The organism is Alkalimonas amylolytica (assembly GCF_900107845.1).
Classification (GTDB): domain Bacteria; phylum Pseudomonadota; class Gammaproteobacteria; order Enterobacterales; family Alteromonadaceae; genus Alkalimonas; species Alkalimonas amylolytica.
Genome location: NZ_FNRM01000007.1, coordinates 104,046 through 119,478 on the forward strand (window position 1 = coordinate 104,046; position 15,433 = coordinate 119,478).

General features: G+C 54.2%; 16 protein-coding genes. 6 read left to right on the forward strand and 10 right to left on the reverse strand.

Annotation, left to right across the window (positions count from 1 at the left end):
- Positions 1-6 precede the first annotated feature (6 nt).
- The 4 genes from BLW37_RS13995 to mtnK form a co-directional block, all read right to left on the reverse strand.
- Positions 7-903 carry an exo-alpha-sialidase gene (locus tag BLW37_RS13995; protein ID WP_245785744.1) on the reverse strand — a complete coding sequence of 299 codons (897 nt, stop codon included), beginning with the start codon at positions 901-903 and terminating at the stop codon, positions 7-9.
- Between the two features lie 36 nt (positions 904-939).
- Positions 940-2,595, reverse strand: coding sequence for a methyl-accepting chemotaxis protein (locus BLW37_RS14000; protein WP_091343938.1), 1,656 nt, complete (start codon positions 2,593-2,595; stop codon positions 940-942).
- A gap of 17 nt (positions 2,596-2,612) precedes the next feature.
- Positions 2,613-3,329, reverse strand: coding sequence for a DUF5020 family protein (locus BLW37_RS14005; protein WP_091343939.1), 717 nt, complete (start codon positions 3,327-3,329; stop codon positions 2,613-2,615).
- A gap of 258 nt (positions 3,330-3,587) precedes the next feature.
- A complete protein-coding gene (gene mtnK, locus BLW37_RS14010; protein ID WP_091343941.1) occupies positions 3,588-4,796 on the reverse strand; it encodes an S-methyl-5-thioribose kinase in 1,209 nt (402 codons plus the stop codon).
- 86 nt (positions 4,797-4,882) lie between these two features.
- On the opposite strand from mtnK, the gene mtnA reads away from it, so the two are divergent.
- Positions 4,883-5,914, forward strand: coding sequence for an S-methyl-5-thioribose-1-phosphate isomerase (gene mtnA, locus BLW37_RS14015; protein WP_091343943.1), 1,032 nt, complete (start codon positions 4,883-4,885; stop codon positions 5,912-5,914).
- 166 nt (positions 5,915-6,080) lie between these two features.
- On the opposite strand, the gene BLW37_RS14020 is transcribed toward mtnA, so the two are convergent.
- Genes BLW37_RS14020 through BLW37_RS14030 form a run of 3 tightly spaced genes read right to left on the reverse strand, consistent with a single transcriptional unit; the run spans position 6,081 to position 7,953 of the window.
- Positions 6,081-6,623: a 1,2-dihydroxy-3-keto-5-methylthiopentene dioxygenase gene (locus BLW37_RS14020; RefSeq protein ID WP_091343945.1), complete on the reverse strand. Its 543-nt coding sequence runs from the start codon at positions 6,621-6,623 to the stop codon at positions 6,081-6,083.
- Between the two features lie 17 nt (positions 6,624-6,640).
- Positions 6,641-7,315 (reverse strand): acireductone synthase, encoded by a 675-nt coding sequence (gene mtnC, locus BLW37_RS14025; protein WP_091343947.1) that lies wholly within the window; start codon positions 7,313-7,315, stop codon positions 6,641-6,643.
- Complete coding sequence (locus BLW37_RS14030; RefSeq protein WP_091343949.1) at positions 7,312-7,953, reverse strand: methylthioribulose 1-phosphate dehydratase; 642 nt, start codon at positions 7,951-7,953, stop codon at positions 7,312-7,314. Before BLW37_RS14030 ends, mtnC begins: the two co-directional genes overlap by 4 nt.
- A gap of 173 nt (positions 7,954-8,126) precedes the next feature.
- On the opposite strand from BLW37_RS14030, the gene BLW37_RS14035 reads away from it, so the two are divergent.
- From BLW37_RS14035 to deoA, 5 genes are all read left to right on the forward strand, one after another.
- Positions 8,127-9,278, forward strand: a complete 1,152-nt coding sequence (locus BLW37_RS14035; protein ID WP_091343951.1) for a pyridoxal phosphate-dependent aminotransferase — start codon at positions 8,127-8,129, stop codon at positions 9,276-9,278.
- Positions 9,266-10,054, forward strand: coding sequence for an amidohydrolase (locus BLW37_RS14040; RefSeq protein WP_091343953.1), 789 nt, complete (start codon positions 9,266-9,268; stop codon positions 10,052-10,054). The genes BLW37_RS14035 and BLW37_RS14040 overlap by 13 nt, the downstream gene beginning before the upstream one ends.
- Positions 10,051-10,623 carry a hypothetical protein gene (locus tag BLW37_RS14045; protein WP_245785745.1) on the forward strand — a complete coding sequence of 191 codons (573 nt, stop codon included), beginning with the start codon at positions 10,051-10,053 and terminating at the stop codon, positions 10,621-10,623. Before BLW37_RS14040 ends, BLW37_RS14045 begins: the two co-directional genes overlap by 4 nt.
- 94 nt (positions 10,624-10,717) lie before the next feature.
- Positions 10,718-11,152 (forward strand): cytidine deaminase, encoded by a 435-nt coding sequence (locus BLW37_RS14050; protein WP_091343954.1) that lies wholly within the window; start codon positions 10,718-10,720, stop codon positions 11,150-11,152.
- A gap of 3 nt (positions 11,153-11,155) precedes the next feature.
- Positions 11,156-12,472, forward strand: a complete 1,317-nt coding sequence (gene deoA, locus BLW37_RS14055) for a thymidine phosphorylase (protein WP_091343956.1) — start codon at positions 11,156-11,158, stop codon at positions 12,470-12,472.
- On the opposite strand, the gene BLW37_RS14060 is transcribed toward deoA, so the two are convergent.
- The 3 genes from BLW37_RS14060 to trxA all read right to left on the reverse strand — a co-directional run bounded on the left by BLW37_RS14060 (position 12,441) and on the right by trxA (position 15,416).
- Complete coding sequence (locus BLW37_RS14060) at positions 12,441-13,487, reverse strand: serine hydrolase domain-containing protein (RefSeq protein ID WP_091343959.1); 1,047 nt, start codon at positions 13,485-13,487, stop codon at positions 12,441-12,443. The two genes, deoA and BLW37_RS14060, sit on opposite strands and share 32 nt — an antisense overlap.
- Positions 13,488-13,600: 113 nt before the next feature.
- The gene (gene rho, locus BLW37_RS14065; protein ID WP_091343961.1) at positions 13,601-14,866 is read right to left on the reverse strand and encodes a transcription termination factor Rho; all 1,266 of its coding nucleotides are present in this window, start codon (positions 14,864-14,866) and stop codon (positions 13,601-13,603) included.
- Between the two features lie 223 nt (positions 14,867-15,089).
- On the reverse strand, positions 15,090-15,416 hold the full coding sequence (gene trxA, locus BLW37_RS14070; protein ID WP_091343963.1) for a thioredoxin TrxA: 327 nt from the start codon (positions 15,414-15,416) through the stop codon (positions 15,090-15,092).
- Positions 15,417-15,433 lie beyond the last annotated feature (17 nt).

Sequence of the window (15,433 nt, forward strand, 5' to 3'; positions counted from 1 at the left end):
GTTGGTTTAAAGTGTCAGTTGCGCCAAATAAATCCGGCTCTGGCCTTCATGCGACGAGTAGTAGCTGATATAGACTTTACTGCCCTGAAGTACCATGCCGGCATAGCTGCAGTCGCCACCGGAGGGCAGGGCCTGCCACTCACTTAACTGGCCGCTTTGTCGGTCAATCCAGCACAAACTGGTGCGCACCTGGCCATCGTACAGCCGCACACAGGCCAGCAAGCGGCCATCTGGCAGCTCCAGCCACTCGGGTCCGCCAATACGGCAACCAATATCGCGCCAGTCCCACTGCTGATAGGGCGGCCTGGCGCGACCATAAAGGCCATGTTCTGGGTCCCGGCGCAGCAGGCACAGCGCGGTTCCATCAGCTTCAAACAATAAACCACTTTCGTTGGCGTAGCTGCCACTGTAGCAATCTGGGCTGATGGGTTGGTAATTACGGCCGTTGCTGGTGTGATAGGCCCGAATGAAATGTGGTTTGCCGCATTTGTAGCCAATGGCCAGACCTTGCTGCTGGTGCCAGCTGAGCCGCCAGATCCAGATATTTGGCTCGCCTACTGGCACAGCCTTTGACCAATGCAGGCCATCATCCGAAAACCAGGCATAGCTTTGGTGGCTTTGCTGACTTCGGTCATGCAAAGCGCCGGCACCATAGAGCATTAGCCGGCCATCGGGCAAAATACTAAATTTGGCATCGCGCAAATCGGCACCTGGCCACTGAATCACCGCTGTGCTAAGCCAGTGCACCCCATCCAGTGAGCGCAAGATACGGAATTGCCCGTCCGGCGAGATATGGGCACTGCCTTCCCGGAACACGCACCAGAAAGTACGGTGAAAGTGGATCAGATCGGTAAAGGCATTGTGCGCTGCCTGCTGCCAAATACACTGATGCTGGATGCCCATACATTTTTCCAGAAAAGATCGAATGTCACAATCTTATCAGGTTTTGTACCTCGATATCAGTTGATCCAACTCGGTTGCAAGTGCTGCCAGCTGTTCACTGATACTGACGGCTTGACTGGTGCCTTCAGCCGTTTCCTGCGCAATGGCAACAATGGCGTGCACATTTTGATTGATGGTTTCCGACACGGTGGTTTGCTCTTCGGCGGCACTGGCGATTTGGTTGTTCATATCATTGATGGTACTGACCGCACCCTGGATTTCGCGCAGGGCTTCATCCACCTTGGATGCTTCAGTCACGGTATGCTGACTGCCCTCTTTGATCTGATCGATGGCCGATACCGCTTCTTTCGCACCTTGCTGCAGCCGGCCAATCATATCGTTGATTTCCTGCGTACTGGCTGAGGTTCGGGCTGCCAGGGTGCGCACTTCATCGGCAACCACGGCAAAACCACGCCCCTGCTCACCGGCCCTGGCTGCTTCAATGGCTGCATTCAGAGCCAGCAGGTTGGTTTGCTCAGCGATGCCACGGATGACTTCGACCACACCACCAATGCTCTGAGATTCAGTACCAACCCGGCTGATCACCTCTACACCAGTCTGTACTTGCTTTTCAAGGCCATGAATGACTTCAATGGCATTTTGCAAGGTGACAGCGGCCTTACGCACCTGGCTATCAGCATCGTTGGCTGCATGAGCTGCGTTGCTGGCACTGCTGGCAACATCCTGAGCCGTGGTCGCCATTTCATGCATAGCAGTGGCTACCTGATCACTTTCACTGTGCTGTCGTTGCACGCCTTGCTCGGCCTGATGCATTAGCCCGGATAGTGACTCGCCGGATTCGCTCAGGCTATTGACTGAGTTGCGGATATTGGTGACCAGCTCTGCCACCTGAGCGGCAAATTCATTAAAAGCGTGTGCAAGCTCACCGAGTTCATGTCCTTGGTCATCCAGCCGCTGCGTTAAATCACCATCACCTTGTGCAATCTCTTTCATTGCCTGGACTGCCTGAGCAAGTGGTCCAAGAATACTGCTTGCCAGCGTCAGGCCGAGTGCAATCATGGCCGCCAACAGCAGGAGTGCAATCAGGCTAAGTTGAAAAGTGCCCGCTTGTACCTGTCGGTTGGTTTGCTGTTGCAGGGTTGCCAGCTGTTGATTGAGATCGTCAATGTAAAAACCTGTAGCCAACACCCAATTGGTACCGGGAACCAGCATAGCTTTCGCTAGCTTAGGGGCAGGGACTGAGCTGCCAACTCTGGGCCAGTTGTATTCGACATAATCACCACCACGCTGTGCTGCCTGAATGTATTCTCTGACCAAATGACGGCCATCCGGTGTGGTGCTATTGTAGAAGTTTTGCCCTTCCCGTGCAGGGTTGTCGGCGCTGACTACCTGTACGCCTTGCGTATCGTAAACGAAAAAGTAGTTTTCCCCTTGCTCGTAACGCAATTGCCGCAGGATCCGTTTACGGCTTTCTTCATCAGGAGCCGTGGCACTGGCGGTGATGGCCAGTTCTAAAAAGGCATCAAGTTGCGCCCGTCGTTCGGCAAACAGGGATGCTTGCATTTGGGTAATACTCATGTCGGCAATCGCTCTGGCCTGACGAATGGATTGCCAGGTCAGAATCAGAGCCAACAGCAACACTGGCAGAATAGCCAGTACCATGATCTTTTGTTTGATGGATAAAGCTTGCATAAGAGACCTCGAGTTGGCTAAAAGTGCCACTTCACCAGCAGATTGACATTGTTTTCATGGCTTCTGGAAGCAGGGCTGTCGGCAATACCAAACTTATTGCGCCAGAAGACATACTCGATACCAAGCCAAAGTTGACTTTCCATGCCAAAAGACGGGCTGGCAAGCCATTTCAATTGGGGGGTAAGGTTTAAATTGGCACGCTGATCGTCACTGCTGCTGGCCCAGTCCATAAAGCCATCCAGTAAGAACTGCTGCTCAGCGATACGAAAAGGGTAGGCCCAAACCAGTGTCAACTGCCAGTTGTTGGCAACTTTATCATTGTTGCGACGGTAGACATTGGCTTGCACGAAGCGAAAACCGGGCACGGCTAAATCCACGCCGACACCATACAGATAATTGGTGGCCAGGCTGCTCATCTCAATATGAGCGGCCAGCAGTACATCCTTAACCGGACCAAACTGGTAGTTGCCACTGGTATTCTTGCCCAGGCTAAAACGGGGTTGCAGCTCCGCATAGTTGCTGCGGGTACCGTCTTTAAACCGCATATGGTCGAGGAAAAAGAAGTTATCGCCCCAACTGGTATTGGCGGCGTGTTCAATGGTAAACACATGGCGGGTTGGATCGCCAATCCGGTAGTTTTCGCCATACAAATAGGTTAAACGGAAGTCCTGCCACAACACCTTAGCTTGGACCGGCAATAGAGACAAACTCAAGCATATCAGTAAGATGCGCATAAAAAGTGCCCACAGAACGCAGATAGATTGAGTTAAGACCTGAATCGGCGTTCTGGCAAGTTATTTTGATGGCATGGCGTTAATCCGTTTGCAGCGCAGTCATGGGATCCAGCTCGGCAGCGGTATCCGCACCATTGGACAGCTGCAGGCGAAAGGCGTCCAGCTCGTGGGCCAAAATTCTGCCACAAAAAAGTCAGTGCAGCTGCTTACGACTGCACTGACAGGTTGTTAAATTGTAACAAAATATTGGCTGATAGCTTACGCCGGGATTGGCAAGTGCTGCACCAAGGTCAACAACTGTTGGATGGTGGTTAGACCGTGCCGTTGCAGGATCAGCTGCCGGCCCAGCGCCAGTGCAAAGCGCTCGCAGCGAGCGCGCAATTGTTCATTGCGGATCTGTTCTAAATCCGCTACATGAGCAAGGCCTACAGTGCGCCGGATCAGCTCACATCCGGCATAGCCGATGCTGTCAGCCAGCACCTGTTGCAAGTAAAAGCTTTGGTAGCGGCTGTTGGCAAAGCTGCTTTCTTTGGTCTGGGTTTGCATCAGCTGGCTAAACTCACTGGCAAAGTCTTGCCAAAGTGTTTCAATTTGTCCGAGCAGATACCTTTGTTGCTGCTCGCGGGCAGCGGCGTCTTCCTGCAAACCAAACTGACCGGCATAACTGAGTAATAAATTACCCAGCAGGCTACCAACATCAAAGCCTACAGGGCCGTAAAAGCCAAACTCGGCATCGATCACCTTGCACTGCTCGGCACTGACAAAAATACTGCCGCTATGCACATCGCCATGCAACAGTGCTTGTGGCTTGGAAAGAAAATCCGCTTTCAGTCGCGCGACTTCAGCCTGCAAGGCCTCATCGTGCCAAAGCTCACGAGCCTGTGGCAAAATGGCCTGATGAATGCTGTTGCGTTCGTGATTGCAGTAGGGATCGGTAAAGAACAAGTCTTCGGTGATCAGGCAGAGCTCCGGGTTTAAAAAACGGGCCACCTCGGTTTTTTTCTGCAAGCCATTCAAGACAAAATCGCTGGTATGAAACAAAGTATGGGCCAGGTAGTGCGCCATCTGACTGGCCAGTTTGGGGAACTGTTTGCCGGCAACCAGGGCACCGCGCAAAATGTCCCACTGGCCTAAGTCTTCCATCACAATGGCGGCCAAGGCCGCATCGTAATGCAACACCTGCACGGTATGCTGCGGGCAAATGCGGCCATGACGCAGCAGCACCTCGGCTTCAATACGGGCACGATCGATGGTCAGAGGCCAGCTTTCACCAACACAGCGGGCATAGGGCAGGGCTTGTTTTACAATCAGGCTGCGACCCTGTTGGTTCTTCACCCGGAACACCAGGTTCAGGTTGCCGTCACCAAACTCTTCGGCTTCCAGTTGGTCGCTGTCACGAAAGGTGTCACCATGGGTCAGGGCAAACAGTCTGGCATCGTCTGCGGTAAAGGTTTGGTAGTCACTCATTGGGTATCCGCACTTGTCAGGCCAATAGAAGAGCTGCATAATCGCAAACATTCTAGACGTCTGCAAGGCTAAAAAAGGCATAAGGCATGAAAAATATGACGGGTCTTAGCATCAAGACCGAGCAAGGCCAATTGTATATTCTGGATCAGACGCTGTTACCGCATCAGCAACGCTGGCTGCATTGTCAGCAAGTAGAACAGATGGTGGTGATGATTCAACAGCTGCAGGTGCGGGGTGCCCCGGCTATTGGTATCGCTGCATCCTTGTTGCTGGCCTACCGGGCCGGGCAGGGCGATAGCCGTGCGCAACTGCTGTGTAGTGCTGAAGTGCTCAGAGCGTCCCGACCTACCGCGGTTAATCTGATGAATAATCTGGATGCGATGGTAGCCACCTTACAGCAGTCCGATTATGTCAGCGCGGCGGTGGCCTGCGCCGAGCAGCTGTTTGCCGAAGACGTGCAGCTGTGCCTGCAGATGGCTGAGCATGGCGCAGCTCTGGTGCAGCCGGGCGAGCGCTTGCTGACCCACTGCAACACCGGTGGTTTGGCCACGGCTGGGGTTGGCACAGCGCTGGGCGTAGTGCGGCTGGCGCAGCAGCAGGGTAAAGGCATCAAAGTGTGGGTGGACGAAACCAGACCGTTGTTGCAAGGCGGCCGTTTAACGGCCTGGGAATGCGAGCAACTGGGTATTCCTTATCAGCTGATTTGCGATAATATGGCCGCCATGCTGATGGCACGGGGCGAGGTCGACCGCATCTTTGTCGGCTCGGATCGCATTGCTGCCAATGGCGACTTTGCCAACAAAGTCGGTACTTACAATCTGGCAGTATTAGCGCATTATCATCAGATCCCGTTTTATGTGGTGGCCCCGCATACCACGGTCGATCCCAGCTGCAGCGACGGCAGCCAGATCCCGATTGAGCAGCGCCCAGCGGCGGAAGTGCGCGGCGTGAGGGGGAGTTTTGGCCAGGTTTACTGGGCGCCGGAGCAAGCACCGGTGTTTAACCCGGCATTTGATGTGACCCCGGCCAAACTGGTCACTGGCTGGGTACTGGATAGTGGCGTGCTTGATCAGGTGGCTGTGGCAGCGGGTGCTTTAACCCGGTTAACCGTTTCCTGATAAAAAATGCCCGGAGCAAGCTCCGGGCAAAAGACAAGGATAGACAGGGTGGAACCGCCTTTTCTGGGCGACAAAGCCAGACTAAGGTGTTTCTGCTTTGTTGACAAAGGAGATAAATCCATCCGTCGGGTGAAAAAAATTCACGTATAACACCTTTGGCTGTTCATTAAGCCAACAGCGGAAAACGCGACGCAATATCGCTGCCGGTAAAGTTGGCGACCCAGCCTTCCGGGTTGTTGAATAAGCGGATGGCGGTGAAGTTGGGCTCGCTGCCCATATCGAACCAGTGCGGCGTATTGGCGGGTACGCTGATTAAATCGTTTTGCTGGCACAGTACCTGGTAGATGTGCTCGCCCAGGTGCAGGCAGAACAAGCCTTCACCACGCACAAAGAAGCGCACTTCGTCTTCACTGTGGGTATGTTCGGCCAGAAATTTTTGCCGCAGCGCCGCTTTATCCGGGTGATCGCTGCTGAGCGAAATCACATCCACCGTGACATAACCACCTTGCTGCTTCAGCCGCTCGATATCATCGCTGTAGGCTGCCAGAATACTGGCGCTGTCGGTACTGGCATCGATCGGTTGATTGGCTTGCCATTGCTCAAAGCGAATACCCGCCTGCTGCAACTTATCAGCAATGTCAGCTGCGTTCTGAGTCTGGTACAGCACTTCTTCAGGTGCTGAGCTGGAAAACACGGTTAATGCGGACATAGTGAAACCTCGAATAGCTATAGGTTGACTTGGTAGAAGTCCTCTGCCGTTGGATGGCTGCCGGCCGGTTGGCCTTCACGGATCAACTGGCAGGTGGCAATACCCAACTTGCGGGCGGCATCCAGTTCGGCTACGACATCGGATAAAAACAACACCTGGCCAGGGGGTAGCTGCAAATGCTGCAGGATGGCGGCGTAGGATGAAATTTCTTTCTTGCCACCCACCCGGGTATCGAAATAGCCGCTAAAGAGTGGGGTTAAATCGCCAAAGTCACTGTAACGAAACAGCAGTTGCTGGGCTTCTACCGAGCCGGAGCTGTAGATAAAGAGTTGCAGGCCCTGTGCGTGCCAGGCTTTTAGTTGCTCGGCAGCATCTGGATACAGGTGGCCGGTGAAATGACCCTGCTGATACCCCAGTCGCCATACCATGCCTTGCAAGGCCTTTAACGGCGTGATTTTTTCATCGGCGGCAATCCAGGCCTGCAGTTGGGCAATGACAGCCTCAGTATCAGCGTTTGGCTGCTGCATCTTTTGCCGAACGGCCTTCAGCTCAAGCGCCACCTCGGCCTGCTCGCAACGTTGGCGGATAAAATCCGGCAAGTGTTTGGCAGCATAAGGAAACAGCACCTCGGTAACAAAAGCGATGCGGCTGGTGGTGCCTTCAATATCGGTGATCAGGGCGCGATAGTTCATAAGGTTCCTGTGAGTCGGATACGTTCCAGTTCACAGTGTATAAGAAATTCCCAGCCCTCTAAATGCCTTTTTGCTTCTTCCAGGCTTTGTCCCCAGACATAAAGGCCATGACCCCGTACCAGCAAGGCCGAAGCTGTCTGCACCTGAGGCCAGCGCCGGGCCACTTGCGCCGCCAGTGCCGGTATATCCTGGGTATTGTCAAAGATGGCCAAGGGGCAGTGCTGATCATGGCTGAGCTGGCCACGAATCGCTTTTTGCATTTCATAGCCGCTAAACACGTGTTGTTCAGCCTGAATCAGTCGTGAAAATACGGTGGCTTGCACCGAATGGGTATGCAATACCGCTTTGATTGAATCATCCAACTGGTAGAGCCGGACATGCAACGCAGTTTCAGCCGAGGGTTTGCCAGGGCAGAGCAGCTCGCCCTCCGGCCAGCTGACCGGCAGTAAGTCCTGTGGGCTTAACTCACCTTTGTCTTTGCCAGAAGCGGTAACCAGCGCTCTGTGCTGCCCACTACGGATGGAAAAGTTGCCGCCTGTGGCCGGAACCCAGTGGCGGCTGGCAATCCAGCGGCCAGCGGCACACAAGGCAATGGCGTAGGGGTTGAGCTGATGCCCTTGCTGAGCGGCATGATTCATAAAATTACACTCCTGAACGCCCTGACGTTTAGATGTCTATACATGAAAAGGTCTGAAATGATACCATGCCTGACCAATTTGGCAACTGGTGTGGCTTTCTATCTGGCAATAGGTGGTTGCAGAATGGCAGCAGCAGACGCTAAGGTAAAGATAGTTCATGTTCAGGGCAATTTATGCACAGCACCTTTCCATCCAAACTGCCTGATGTTGGCAGCTCTATTTTCAGCCAGATGTCGCAACTGGCCAGCGAGCAGCAGGCGATTAACTTGTCGCAAGGCTTTCCGGATTTTGGCTGCGACCCTTTTTTATTGCAGCAACTGGCGGCTTTTAGTCAACAGGGGCTGAATCAGTATGCGCCTATGGCCGGCATTGTGCCGCTGCGTCAGCAAATAGCCGCTTTGATTGCGCGCTGTTACCAGCAAAGGGTGTGTCCGGAGCAGCAAATTACCGTCACTTCCGGTGCCACCGAAGCGCTGTTTTGTGCTTTCCAGGCGCTGGTTCGCCCCGGCGATGAGGTGATCCTGTTTGATCCAGCCTATGACAGCTATGCCCCTGCGGTGCAATTGGCCGGTGGCCGTTGTGTACACCTGGCCCTGACGGCACCGGATTTTAAGGTGGATTGGCAGCAAGTAGCTGACAGCATCAACCGCAACACCCGGCTGATCATCGTCAATAGCCCGCACAACCCTAGCAGCCAGGTGTTTACGGCAGCGGATTGGCAACAGCTTGAAACATTGGTCTGTCAGCACGGTTTGTATTGCCTGAGTGATGAAGTGTACGAGCACATGGTGTTTGATGGACGGCCGCAACTCAGTGCTTTGAGCTTCACGGAGCTGGCGGCGCGTAGTCTGGTGGTGTCGTCTTTTGGCAAAACTTTCCATGTGACTGGCTGGAAACTGGGCTATTGCGTAGCGCCAGCTCTGTTGATGACGGAGTTTCGCAAAGTGCATCAGTACGTGACTTTCTCCAGCTTTACCCCGGCACAATTCGCCGTAGCCGCCATGCTGGAGCAGCATCCGGAGCAGGTCAGCGGCTTAGCTGCTTTTTACCAGCAAAAGCGCGATTGTTTTGTGGCTGCGCTTGCGACCAGTCGCTTTCAGTTGCTGCCGGCGCAGGGCACCTATTTTCAGCTGGCCGATTACAGTGCCATCAGCGATCAGCCGGATGTGGAGTTTTGTCGCTGGCTCACCATTGAGCACAAGGTTGCGGCTATTCCACTCAGCGTGTTTTACCGCCAGCCACCGGCTCAGCGCTTGATTCGATTTTGCTTTGCTAAAAATGAGCAGACGCTGCTGCAAGCTGCGGAGGTGTTATGCCGGCTCTAAAGGTGGCGGTGCTGCAAACCGAACTGCATTGGCAGGATCCAAAGACCAACCGACAGCAGTTGGCTGGGCAGATTGCAGCACTGAACGGTCAGGATTTGATTGTGTTGCCGGAAATGCTGACCACGGGTTTTTCGATGCAAAGTGCCGCCATTGCCGAGCCTGCTGGCGGTGAGACCCTGAGCTGGTTAAAGCAACAGGCAGCCTGCAGCGGCGCCGCAATTTGTGGCTCGGTGGCGGTCAAGGAGCGTGGTCAGTATTACAATCGGTTGTACTTTGTGACCCCCAGAGGTGAGAGCTTTCAGTACGATAAAAAGCACCTGTTTCGGATGGCAGGCGAGCACGATGCTTACCAGGCCGGCACGGAGCGGGTAGTCGTGCCCTGGCGCGGCCTGCGTTTTTGCCTGCAAATTTGCTACGACCTGCGTTTTCCGGTGTTTAGCCGCAATCGCAATGATTACGATGTGCTGATTTATGTCGCCAACTGGCCGGCGCCGCGCCGCCTGGCCTGGCGCACCCTGCTGGCGGCCCGTGCCATTGAAAATCAGGCCTATGTGATTGGCTGTAACCGCATTGGCCGCGATGGCAATGGCGTTGACTACAGCGGCGACAGTTTGGTCATCGATTATCTGGGCCAGCCGTTGGCCGACGGTGCTGATCGGGCGACTGTGCTACGGGTAGAGCTGGATGGGGCAGCGCTGCAGCAGTTTAAGGATAAATTTCCAGCCTATTTGGATGCCGACACCTTTGAGCTCACGACAACAAGGAAACACGAATGAAATGGATTGGGATAGTCATGGTGCCGCTGATGCTGATTGCTTGCGGTGATGCCGGGGCCCTGAACAGCACTGAAAAAGGCGACCTGGATGCGGGCTTCTGGCGTTATGCCACCGATCCGCATGGCAGCAGTGCCGACTATAGCGGCGATCTGGTACAAGCAGGCATTGCCCGTATTGCATTTCACCGTGTGCCCAGAGTGGATGCGAAAAACAATTCCTGGGTGGAGCTGATTTACGATCTGCCCGCCGGCAGCCTGCCACAGCAAGCCGTGATTGGACTGACGTATCAAAGCAGTACCGATCTGGTGGTGAAGCTCGCCCAGCTGGAGTACGGCGAGCAGGGCGATCAGAGTTACGCCCATTACCAGGCGGTGCTGCCAGCGACCACCGGCTGGCACAGCGAAGCGCTGAGCTTGGCTGATTTTCAGCGGCCAGATTGGACCCCTGCCAGCTCGGTGAACAAGGGCATAGTGCCGGAGCATGTCAGTGCCATTTATCTGGTGCCGGATTTGACGGATGAACAGGGTGGTCAGGCAGTGTTGAAAGTTCGGGCCATTCAGCTTGAATGAATGCAATAGTTCCACCCTTCCCTTGATCTGAGTCTGGTTTGCCGTCATAACTGTTGGTCCGGGTCTTTATGACCAGTTTGGATGAGAACAACGAATGACAGCACTAACTCCAGAGCTTGAACCCTTGTATCAGGCCGCCAAAGCGGCCGCAGACCAGGCTTATGCGCCTTACAGTCAGTTTCCGGTAGGGGTAGCGGTGCGCGCCCAGGATGGTCGTATATACACCGGCTGCAATGTAGAAAATGCCTCCTATGGCGCTACCGTCTGTGCCGAACGCAATGCCATTGCCGCAGGTGTGGTGGCTGGCAAGCGCCAGTTTGATGCCTTAATGGTCTACACCCCGCAAGATAAGTTAACGCCACCTTGTGGCCTGTGCCGTCAGGTCATTGCCGAATTCTTTTTGCCGAACACCAACATATACAGCAGCAATCATCTGCAGCAATTGCAGAGCTGGACAGTACAGCAATTGCTACCAGATGCCTTCACCCCTTTGTATTTAGCCAACAGCACCAAGGTGCCGACGGAGTAAGCTATGCCAATTCCACAGGAAATTATCAAAATCAAACGTGATGGCAAAACCCTTAGCCAGGCCGATATTCAGCAATTTGCCAAAGGATTAACCGATGGCAGCTTCAGCGACAGTCAGGCGGCAGCACTGGCGATGGCGATTTACCTGAATGGCATGTCGGTGGATGAAAAGGTCGCCCTGACTTTGGCGATGCGCGACTCCGGTACCAGCCTGAACTGGCAGGGGCAGTTGAATGGTCCTGTGGTGGATAAGCACAGCACCGGTGGCGTTGGTGATAAAGTGACCCTGATGCTGGCACCTATGGTAGCGGCTTGTGGCGCCTATATGCCAAGCATTGCGGGCCGGGGATTGGGCCATACCGGCGGTACCGTCGATAAATTGGAAAGCATCCCGGGTTACAGCTGCAATCAGTCGCTAAGCCGCATTCGTCAGTTGCTGCCGGAGTTGGGTTGTTTAATCGTCGGTCAGACCGATGAGCTGGCGCCAGCCGATCGGCGTTTGTATGGCATCCGCGATGTGACAGCTACGGTTGAATCCATTCCGCTGATTACTGCCTCGATTTTATCGAAAAAACTATCCGAAGGGCTGGATGGCCTGGTGATGGATGTCAAAGTAGGCAATGGTGCCATTATGGCTACGGCAGAAGATGCACGTGAACTGGCTTGCAGCATTGTCGATACCGCCTGCGGTGCCGGTGTACCGACCGCAGCGCTGATTACTGATATGAATCAGATCCTGGGCGATACTGCTGGCAACGCCCTGGAAGTGTTGGAAACGCTGGATTATCTGACCGGCAAAAAGCGCGAGCCGCGGTTGCATCAGCTAACACTGGCGCTCGGGGCTGAAATGTTGGTGCTGTCCGGGGTAGCCAAGGATCAGGACAGCGCCATCAGTGCTCTGGAACACAGCCTGAGCAGCGGTAAAGCTGCTGAGTACTTTGCCAAGATGGTGGCTGCCCTTGGCGGGCCGACTGACTTGCTGGAAAAGCCGGCACAGTATTTAGCTCAGGCACCTGCGGTGCTGGATGTACCGGCACCGGCCAGCGGCTATCTGCAGATCAGGGATACGGTAGCACTGGGTATGGCGGTGGTGCGCTTAGGTGGTGGCCGTTCGCATCCGGAGCAGAAGATCAATCCGGCGGTTGGTTTTAGTGGCATCTGCGCGGCGGGCAGTCCGATCAGCCAGGGCCAGCCGTTGTTAACTGTGCATGCTGCCAATCAGCAGGATGCTGAGTATGCGGCGCAGGAAGTGTTGGCTGCCTGCGCTGTGGTGGCAGAGCCGGTTAGCGTCAGTCCTTTGCTGCATCAACGTCTGGCATAAAGGGGTGTTGCAGTAGCCAATACTCAGCCAGTTCGGCAATGGCCGCGGCGCTCGGATGCAGGCCTGACAGGTTGGACAGAATCAAAATTGCCTGCTGCTGGTCAGGATCCAGCAACATAGCGGCTGTATAGCCGCCGGTGGCGCCGGTTTGCTCCAGCCAGCGACGTGAGCCTGCCCGACGCTTTTGCCAGCCAAGACCAGCTGTCGGGTGATGTGCATGCTGCATGTTGCGGATAGCCGGATGATCGGTGGTCAGTTGTTGTGCCAGCCAGATCCCAAGTTCATGGCTGCTGCTGTACAAGCCCCCAGAGCCGGTAAAGGCGGCAAAATCCCAATCTGGCGTGATGCTGCCATCCGGGTTCTGCCCAGCTACCCGCTCAGTCGGTTGCTCAGTGCTGCTGTCTTGCAAGCCCATAGGCTGCAAAATGGCGGCTTGCAGCAGCGCTTCATAATCCAGCCCGGTCATTGCTTGCATGGCAAGTGCCAGATAGGCATAACCGAGATTGGAGTAGCGATAGCGGCTCTGCCGCTGTTGGATGGCAGAGTCTGCCGGGCAATGCTGCTGCAGTCTGAGGGCATCGTAGTCAGCAAAAGGATTACTGTCGATCAGCGGCATATCGCCGATATCGTCTGGCAAAAAGGGCAAACCAGCACTGTGGGTCAGTAAAGCGCCCAACTCCAGCTGTGCCAGGGCTGGGCACAGCTCTGGCAGCAAGGAACCCAGGGGTTGCTCCGGCTCCAGGCTGCCATCAACAAAGCGCAGCGCAAACCAATGCGCAGTAAACAACTTGGTCATGGAGCCAGTACCAAACAAGGCGTGCTGGTTGTGCTGGCGTTGCCACTGCCCCTGCTGGTAACGCAGCCCAATGCGCTGACTGGTAGAGTCAGACAGCCATAGGATACTCAGCTCGGTATGCTCCGGTACCTGATGCAGCTGACGAGCCACTTGCTTTGTGGGTGACACACTGCTGCAAGCCGTCAATAGCAGAGCAACCGTGAGGGTAAAAAAGCGCATAGCAGCTTCCGCAGTGGGTGGGTAGTGCTAAGCTTAGCGAATTCTGTGCTGGCTTGCAGAGAGATAAAAAAGCCAGCCTGAACCGGCTGGCTTGCTAAAGCTTTTAAGGCGCTTTAAGTACGTTGGCGTTTCATTGACTCGAAAAACTCATCGTTGGTTTTGGTCATGCTGAGTTTGTCGATCAAAAACTCCATCGCATCGGATTCATCCATCGGATTGAGGATTTTGCGTAAAATCCACATCTTCTGCAATTCTTCCTGCGATACCATCAGCTCTTCACGGCGGGTGCCGGAGCGGTTAAAGTCGATGGCCGGGAAGATGCGTTTTTCGGCAATTTTGCGTGCTAAATGCAGTTCCAGGTTACCGGTACCTTTAAATTCTTCGTAGATGACTTCGTCCATCTTCGAGCCGGTATCGACCAGGGCGGTAGCGATAATGGTTAAACTGCCACCCTCTTCGACATTCCGCGCGGCGCCAAAGAAACGCTTCGGTTTGTGCAGGGCGTTGGCATCCACACCACCGGTCAGTACCTTGCCGGAGCTTGGGATCACGGTGTTGTAAGCACGGGCTAGACGGGTGATGGAGTCGAGCAGAATAATGACGTCTTTTTTGTGCTCAACCAGCCGCTTGGCTTTTTCAATCACCATCTCAGCCACCTGAACATGGCGGCTGGCCGGTTCATCGAAGGTTGAGGCAATCACTTCGCCTTTCACCAGTCGCTGCATCTCGGTGACTTCTTCCGGCCGCTCATCAATCAGCAGCACCATCAGCACGCACTCAGGGTGGTTGGCGGCAATCGACTGAGCAATGTTTTGCAACAGCAGGGTTTTACCGGCTTTCGGCGGGGCCACAATCAGGCCGCGCTGGCCACGGCCAATCGGCGAGGCCAAATCCAGTACCCGGGCCGTGATGTCTTCGGTACTGCCGTTGCCACGCTCCATTCGCAGGCGGTCATTGGCATGCAGCGGCGTTAAGTTTTCGAACAGGATCTTATTGCGGGCGTGCTCTGGCTTGCCAAAGTTCACTTCGCTTACTTTTAGTAGCGCAAAGTAACGCTCGCCTTCTTTCGGAGGCCGGATCAGGCCATCTATGGTGTCACCGGTACGTAAGTTAAAACGGCGGATCTGGCTGGGCGAGACGTAAATATCGTCCGGACCTGCCAGGTATGAGCTGTCGCCAGAGCGCAAGAAGCCGAAGCCATCCTGCAGAATCTCCAGTACGCCACCGCCATAAATCTCCTCACCTTTTTTGGCGTGAGATTTTAAAATGGCGAAGATGATGTCCTGCTTGCGCAGACGAGCCATGCTGTCTAAGCCCATGGACTCGGCTAATTCCACCAGTTCATTGATTGGCTTACTTTTTAATTCTGTTAAATGCATAATTGATGGGTTCTAGTTGATCAAAATAAGGGTTGTTAGCTTATCAGCGGGTTTGAAAAGGTTTGGAGTTGGTCTACTCGACAGACAAGCGTGGTCATGGGTGTTGTACTGCCAACAACAATAGCAGGTGATGGCGCAGTCGTCTATATGTGATCCATAAAAACTGTGTAAAAAGTCAGCAGCATGGCAGAGACTGATGTCGTCTGCCATGCTGTTACTGTGATCAGATGTTGCTATCGAGGAACTCTTTCAGTTGTGTTTTGGACAAAGCACCAACCTTGGTAGCTGCAACCTGGCCATTTTTAAACAACAACAGGGTAGGAATGCCACGAATGCCGTATTTAGGCGACGTATTCGGGTTTTGATCGATATTCAGCTTGGCAATGGTGACTTTTCCTTGATATTCACCTGCTACATCGTCCAGAATGGGCGCGATCATTTTACAAGGGCCACACCATTCAGCCCAAAAATCGACTAAAACAGGTTGTTCAGCGTTCAGTACATCGGTTTCAAAACTATCGTCTGAAACATGTAAAATCAGGTCACTCATTGATTGTCTCCGTTATT

What these genes read in the sequence shown, in the direction of transcription:
- BLW37_RS14030 (WP_091343949.1), bottom strand. Translation starts at nt 7,953, where the DNA reads ATGAATCATGCCGCTCAGCAAGGGCATCAGCTCAACCCCTACGCCATT.
- trxA (WP_091343963.1), bottom strand. Translation starts at nt 15,416, where the DNA reads ATGAGTGACCTGATTTTACATGTTTCAGACGATAGTTTTGAAACCGAT.
- deoA (WP_091343956.1), top strand. Translation starts at nt 11,156, where the DNA reads ATGCCAATTCCACAGGAAATTATCAAAATCAAACGTGATGGCAAAACC.
- mtnA (WP_091343943.1), top strand. Translation starts at nt 4,883, where the DNA reads ATGAAAAATATGACGGGTCTTAGCATCAAGACCGAGCAAGGCCAATTG.
- BLW37_RS14045 (WP_245785745.1), top strand. Translation starts at nt 10,051, where the DNA reads ATGAAATGGATTGGGATAGTCATGGTGCCGCTGATGCTGATTGCTTGC.
- BLW37_RS14005 (WP_091343939.1), bottom strand. Translation starts at nt 3,329, where the DNA reads ATGCGCATCTTACTGATATGCTTGAGTTTGTCTCTATTGCCGGTCCAA.
- BLW37_RS14020 (WP_091343945.1), bottom strand. Translation starts at nt 6,623, where the DNA reads ATGTCCGCATTAACCGTGTTTTCCAGCTCAGCACCTGAAGAAGTGCTG.
- BLW37_RS14060 (WP_091343959.1), bottom strand. Translation starts at nt 13,487, where the DNA reads ATGCGCTTTTTTACCCTCACGGTTGCTCTGCTATTGACGGCTTGCAGC.
- rho (WP_091343961.1), bottom strand. Translation starts at nt 14,866, where the DNA reads ATGCATTTAACAGAATTAAAAAGTAAGCCAATCAATGAACTGGTGGAA.
- BLW37_RS14050 (WP_091343954.1), top strand. Translation starts at nt 10,718, where the DNA reads ATGACAGCACTAACTCCAGAGCTTGAACCCTTGTATCAGGCCGCCAAA.
- BLW37_RS14035 (WP_091343951.1), top strand. Translation starts at nt 8,127, where the DNA reads ATGCACAGCACCTTTCCATCCAAACTGCCTGATGTTGGCAGCTCTATT.
- BLW37_RS14040 (WP_091343953.1), top strand. Translation starts at nt 9,266, where the DNA reads ATGCCGGCTCTAAAGGTGGCGGTGCTGCAAACCGAACTGCATTGGCAG.
- mtnK (WP_091343941.1), bottom strand. Translation starts at nt 4,796, where the DNA reads ATGAGTGACTACCAAACCTTTACCGCAGACGATGCCAGACTGTTTGCC.
- BLW37_RS13995 (WP_245785744.1), bottom strand. Translation starts at nt 903, where the DNA reads ATGGGCATCCAGCATCAGTGTATTTGGCAGCAGGCAGCGCACAATGCC.
- BLW37_RS14000 (WP_091343938.1), bottom strand. Translation starts at nt 2,595, where the DNA reads ATGCAAGCTTTATCCATCAAACAAAAGATCATGGTACTGGCTATTCTG.
- mtnC (WP_091343947.1), bottom strand. Translation starts at nt 7,315, where the DNA reads ATGAACTATCGCGCCCTGATCACCGATATTGAAGGCACCACCAGCCGC.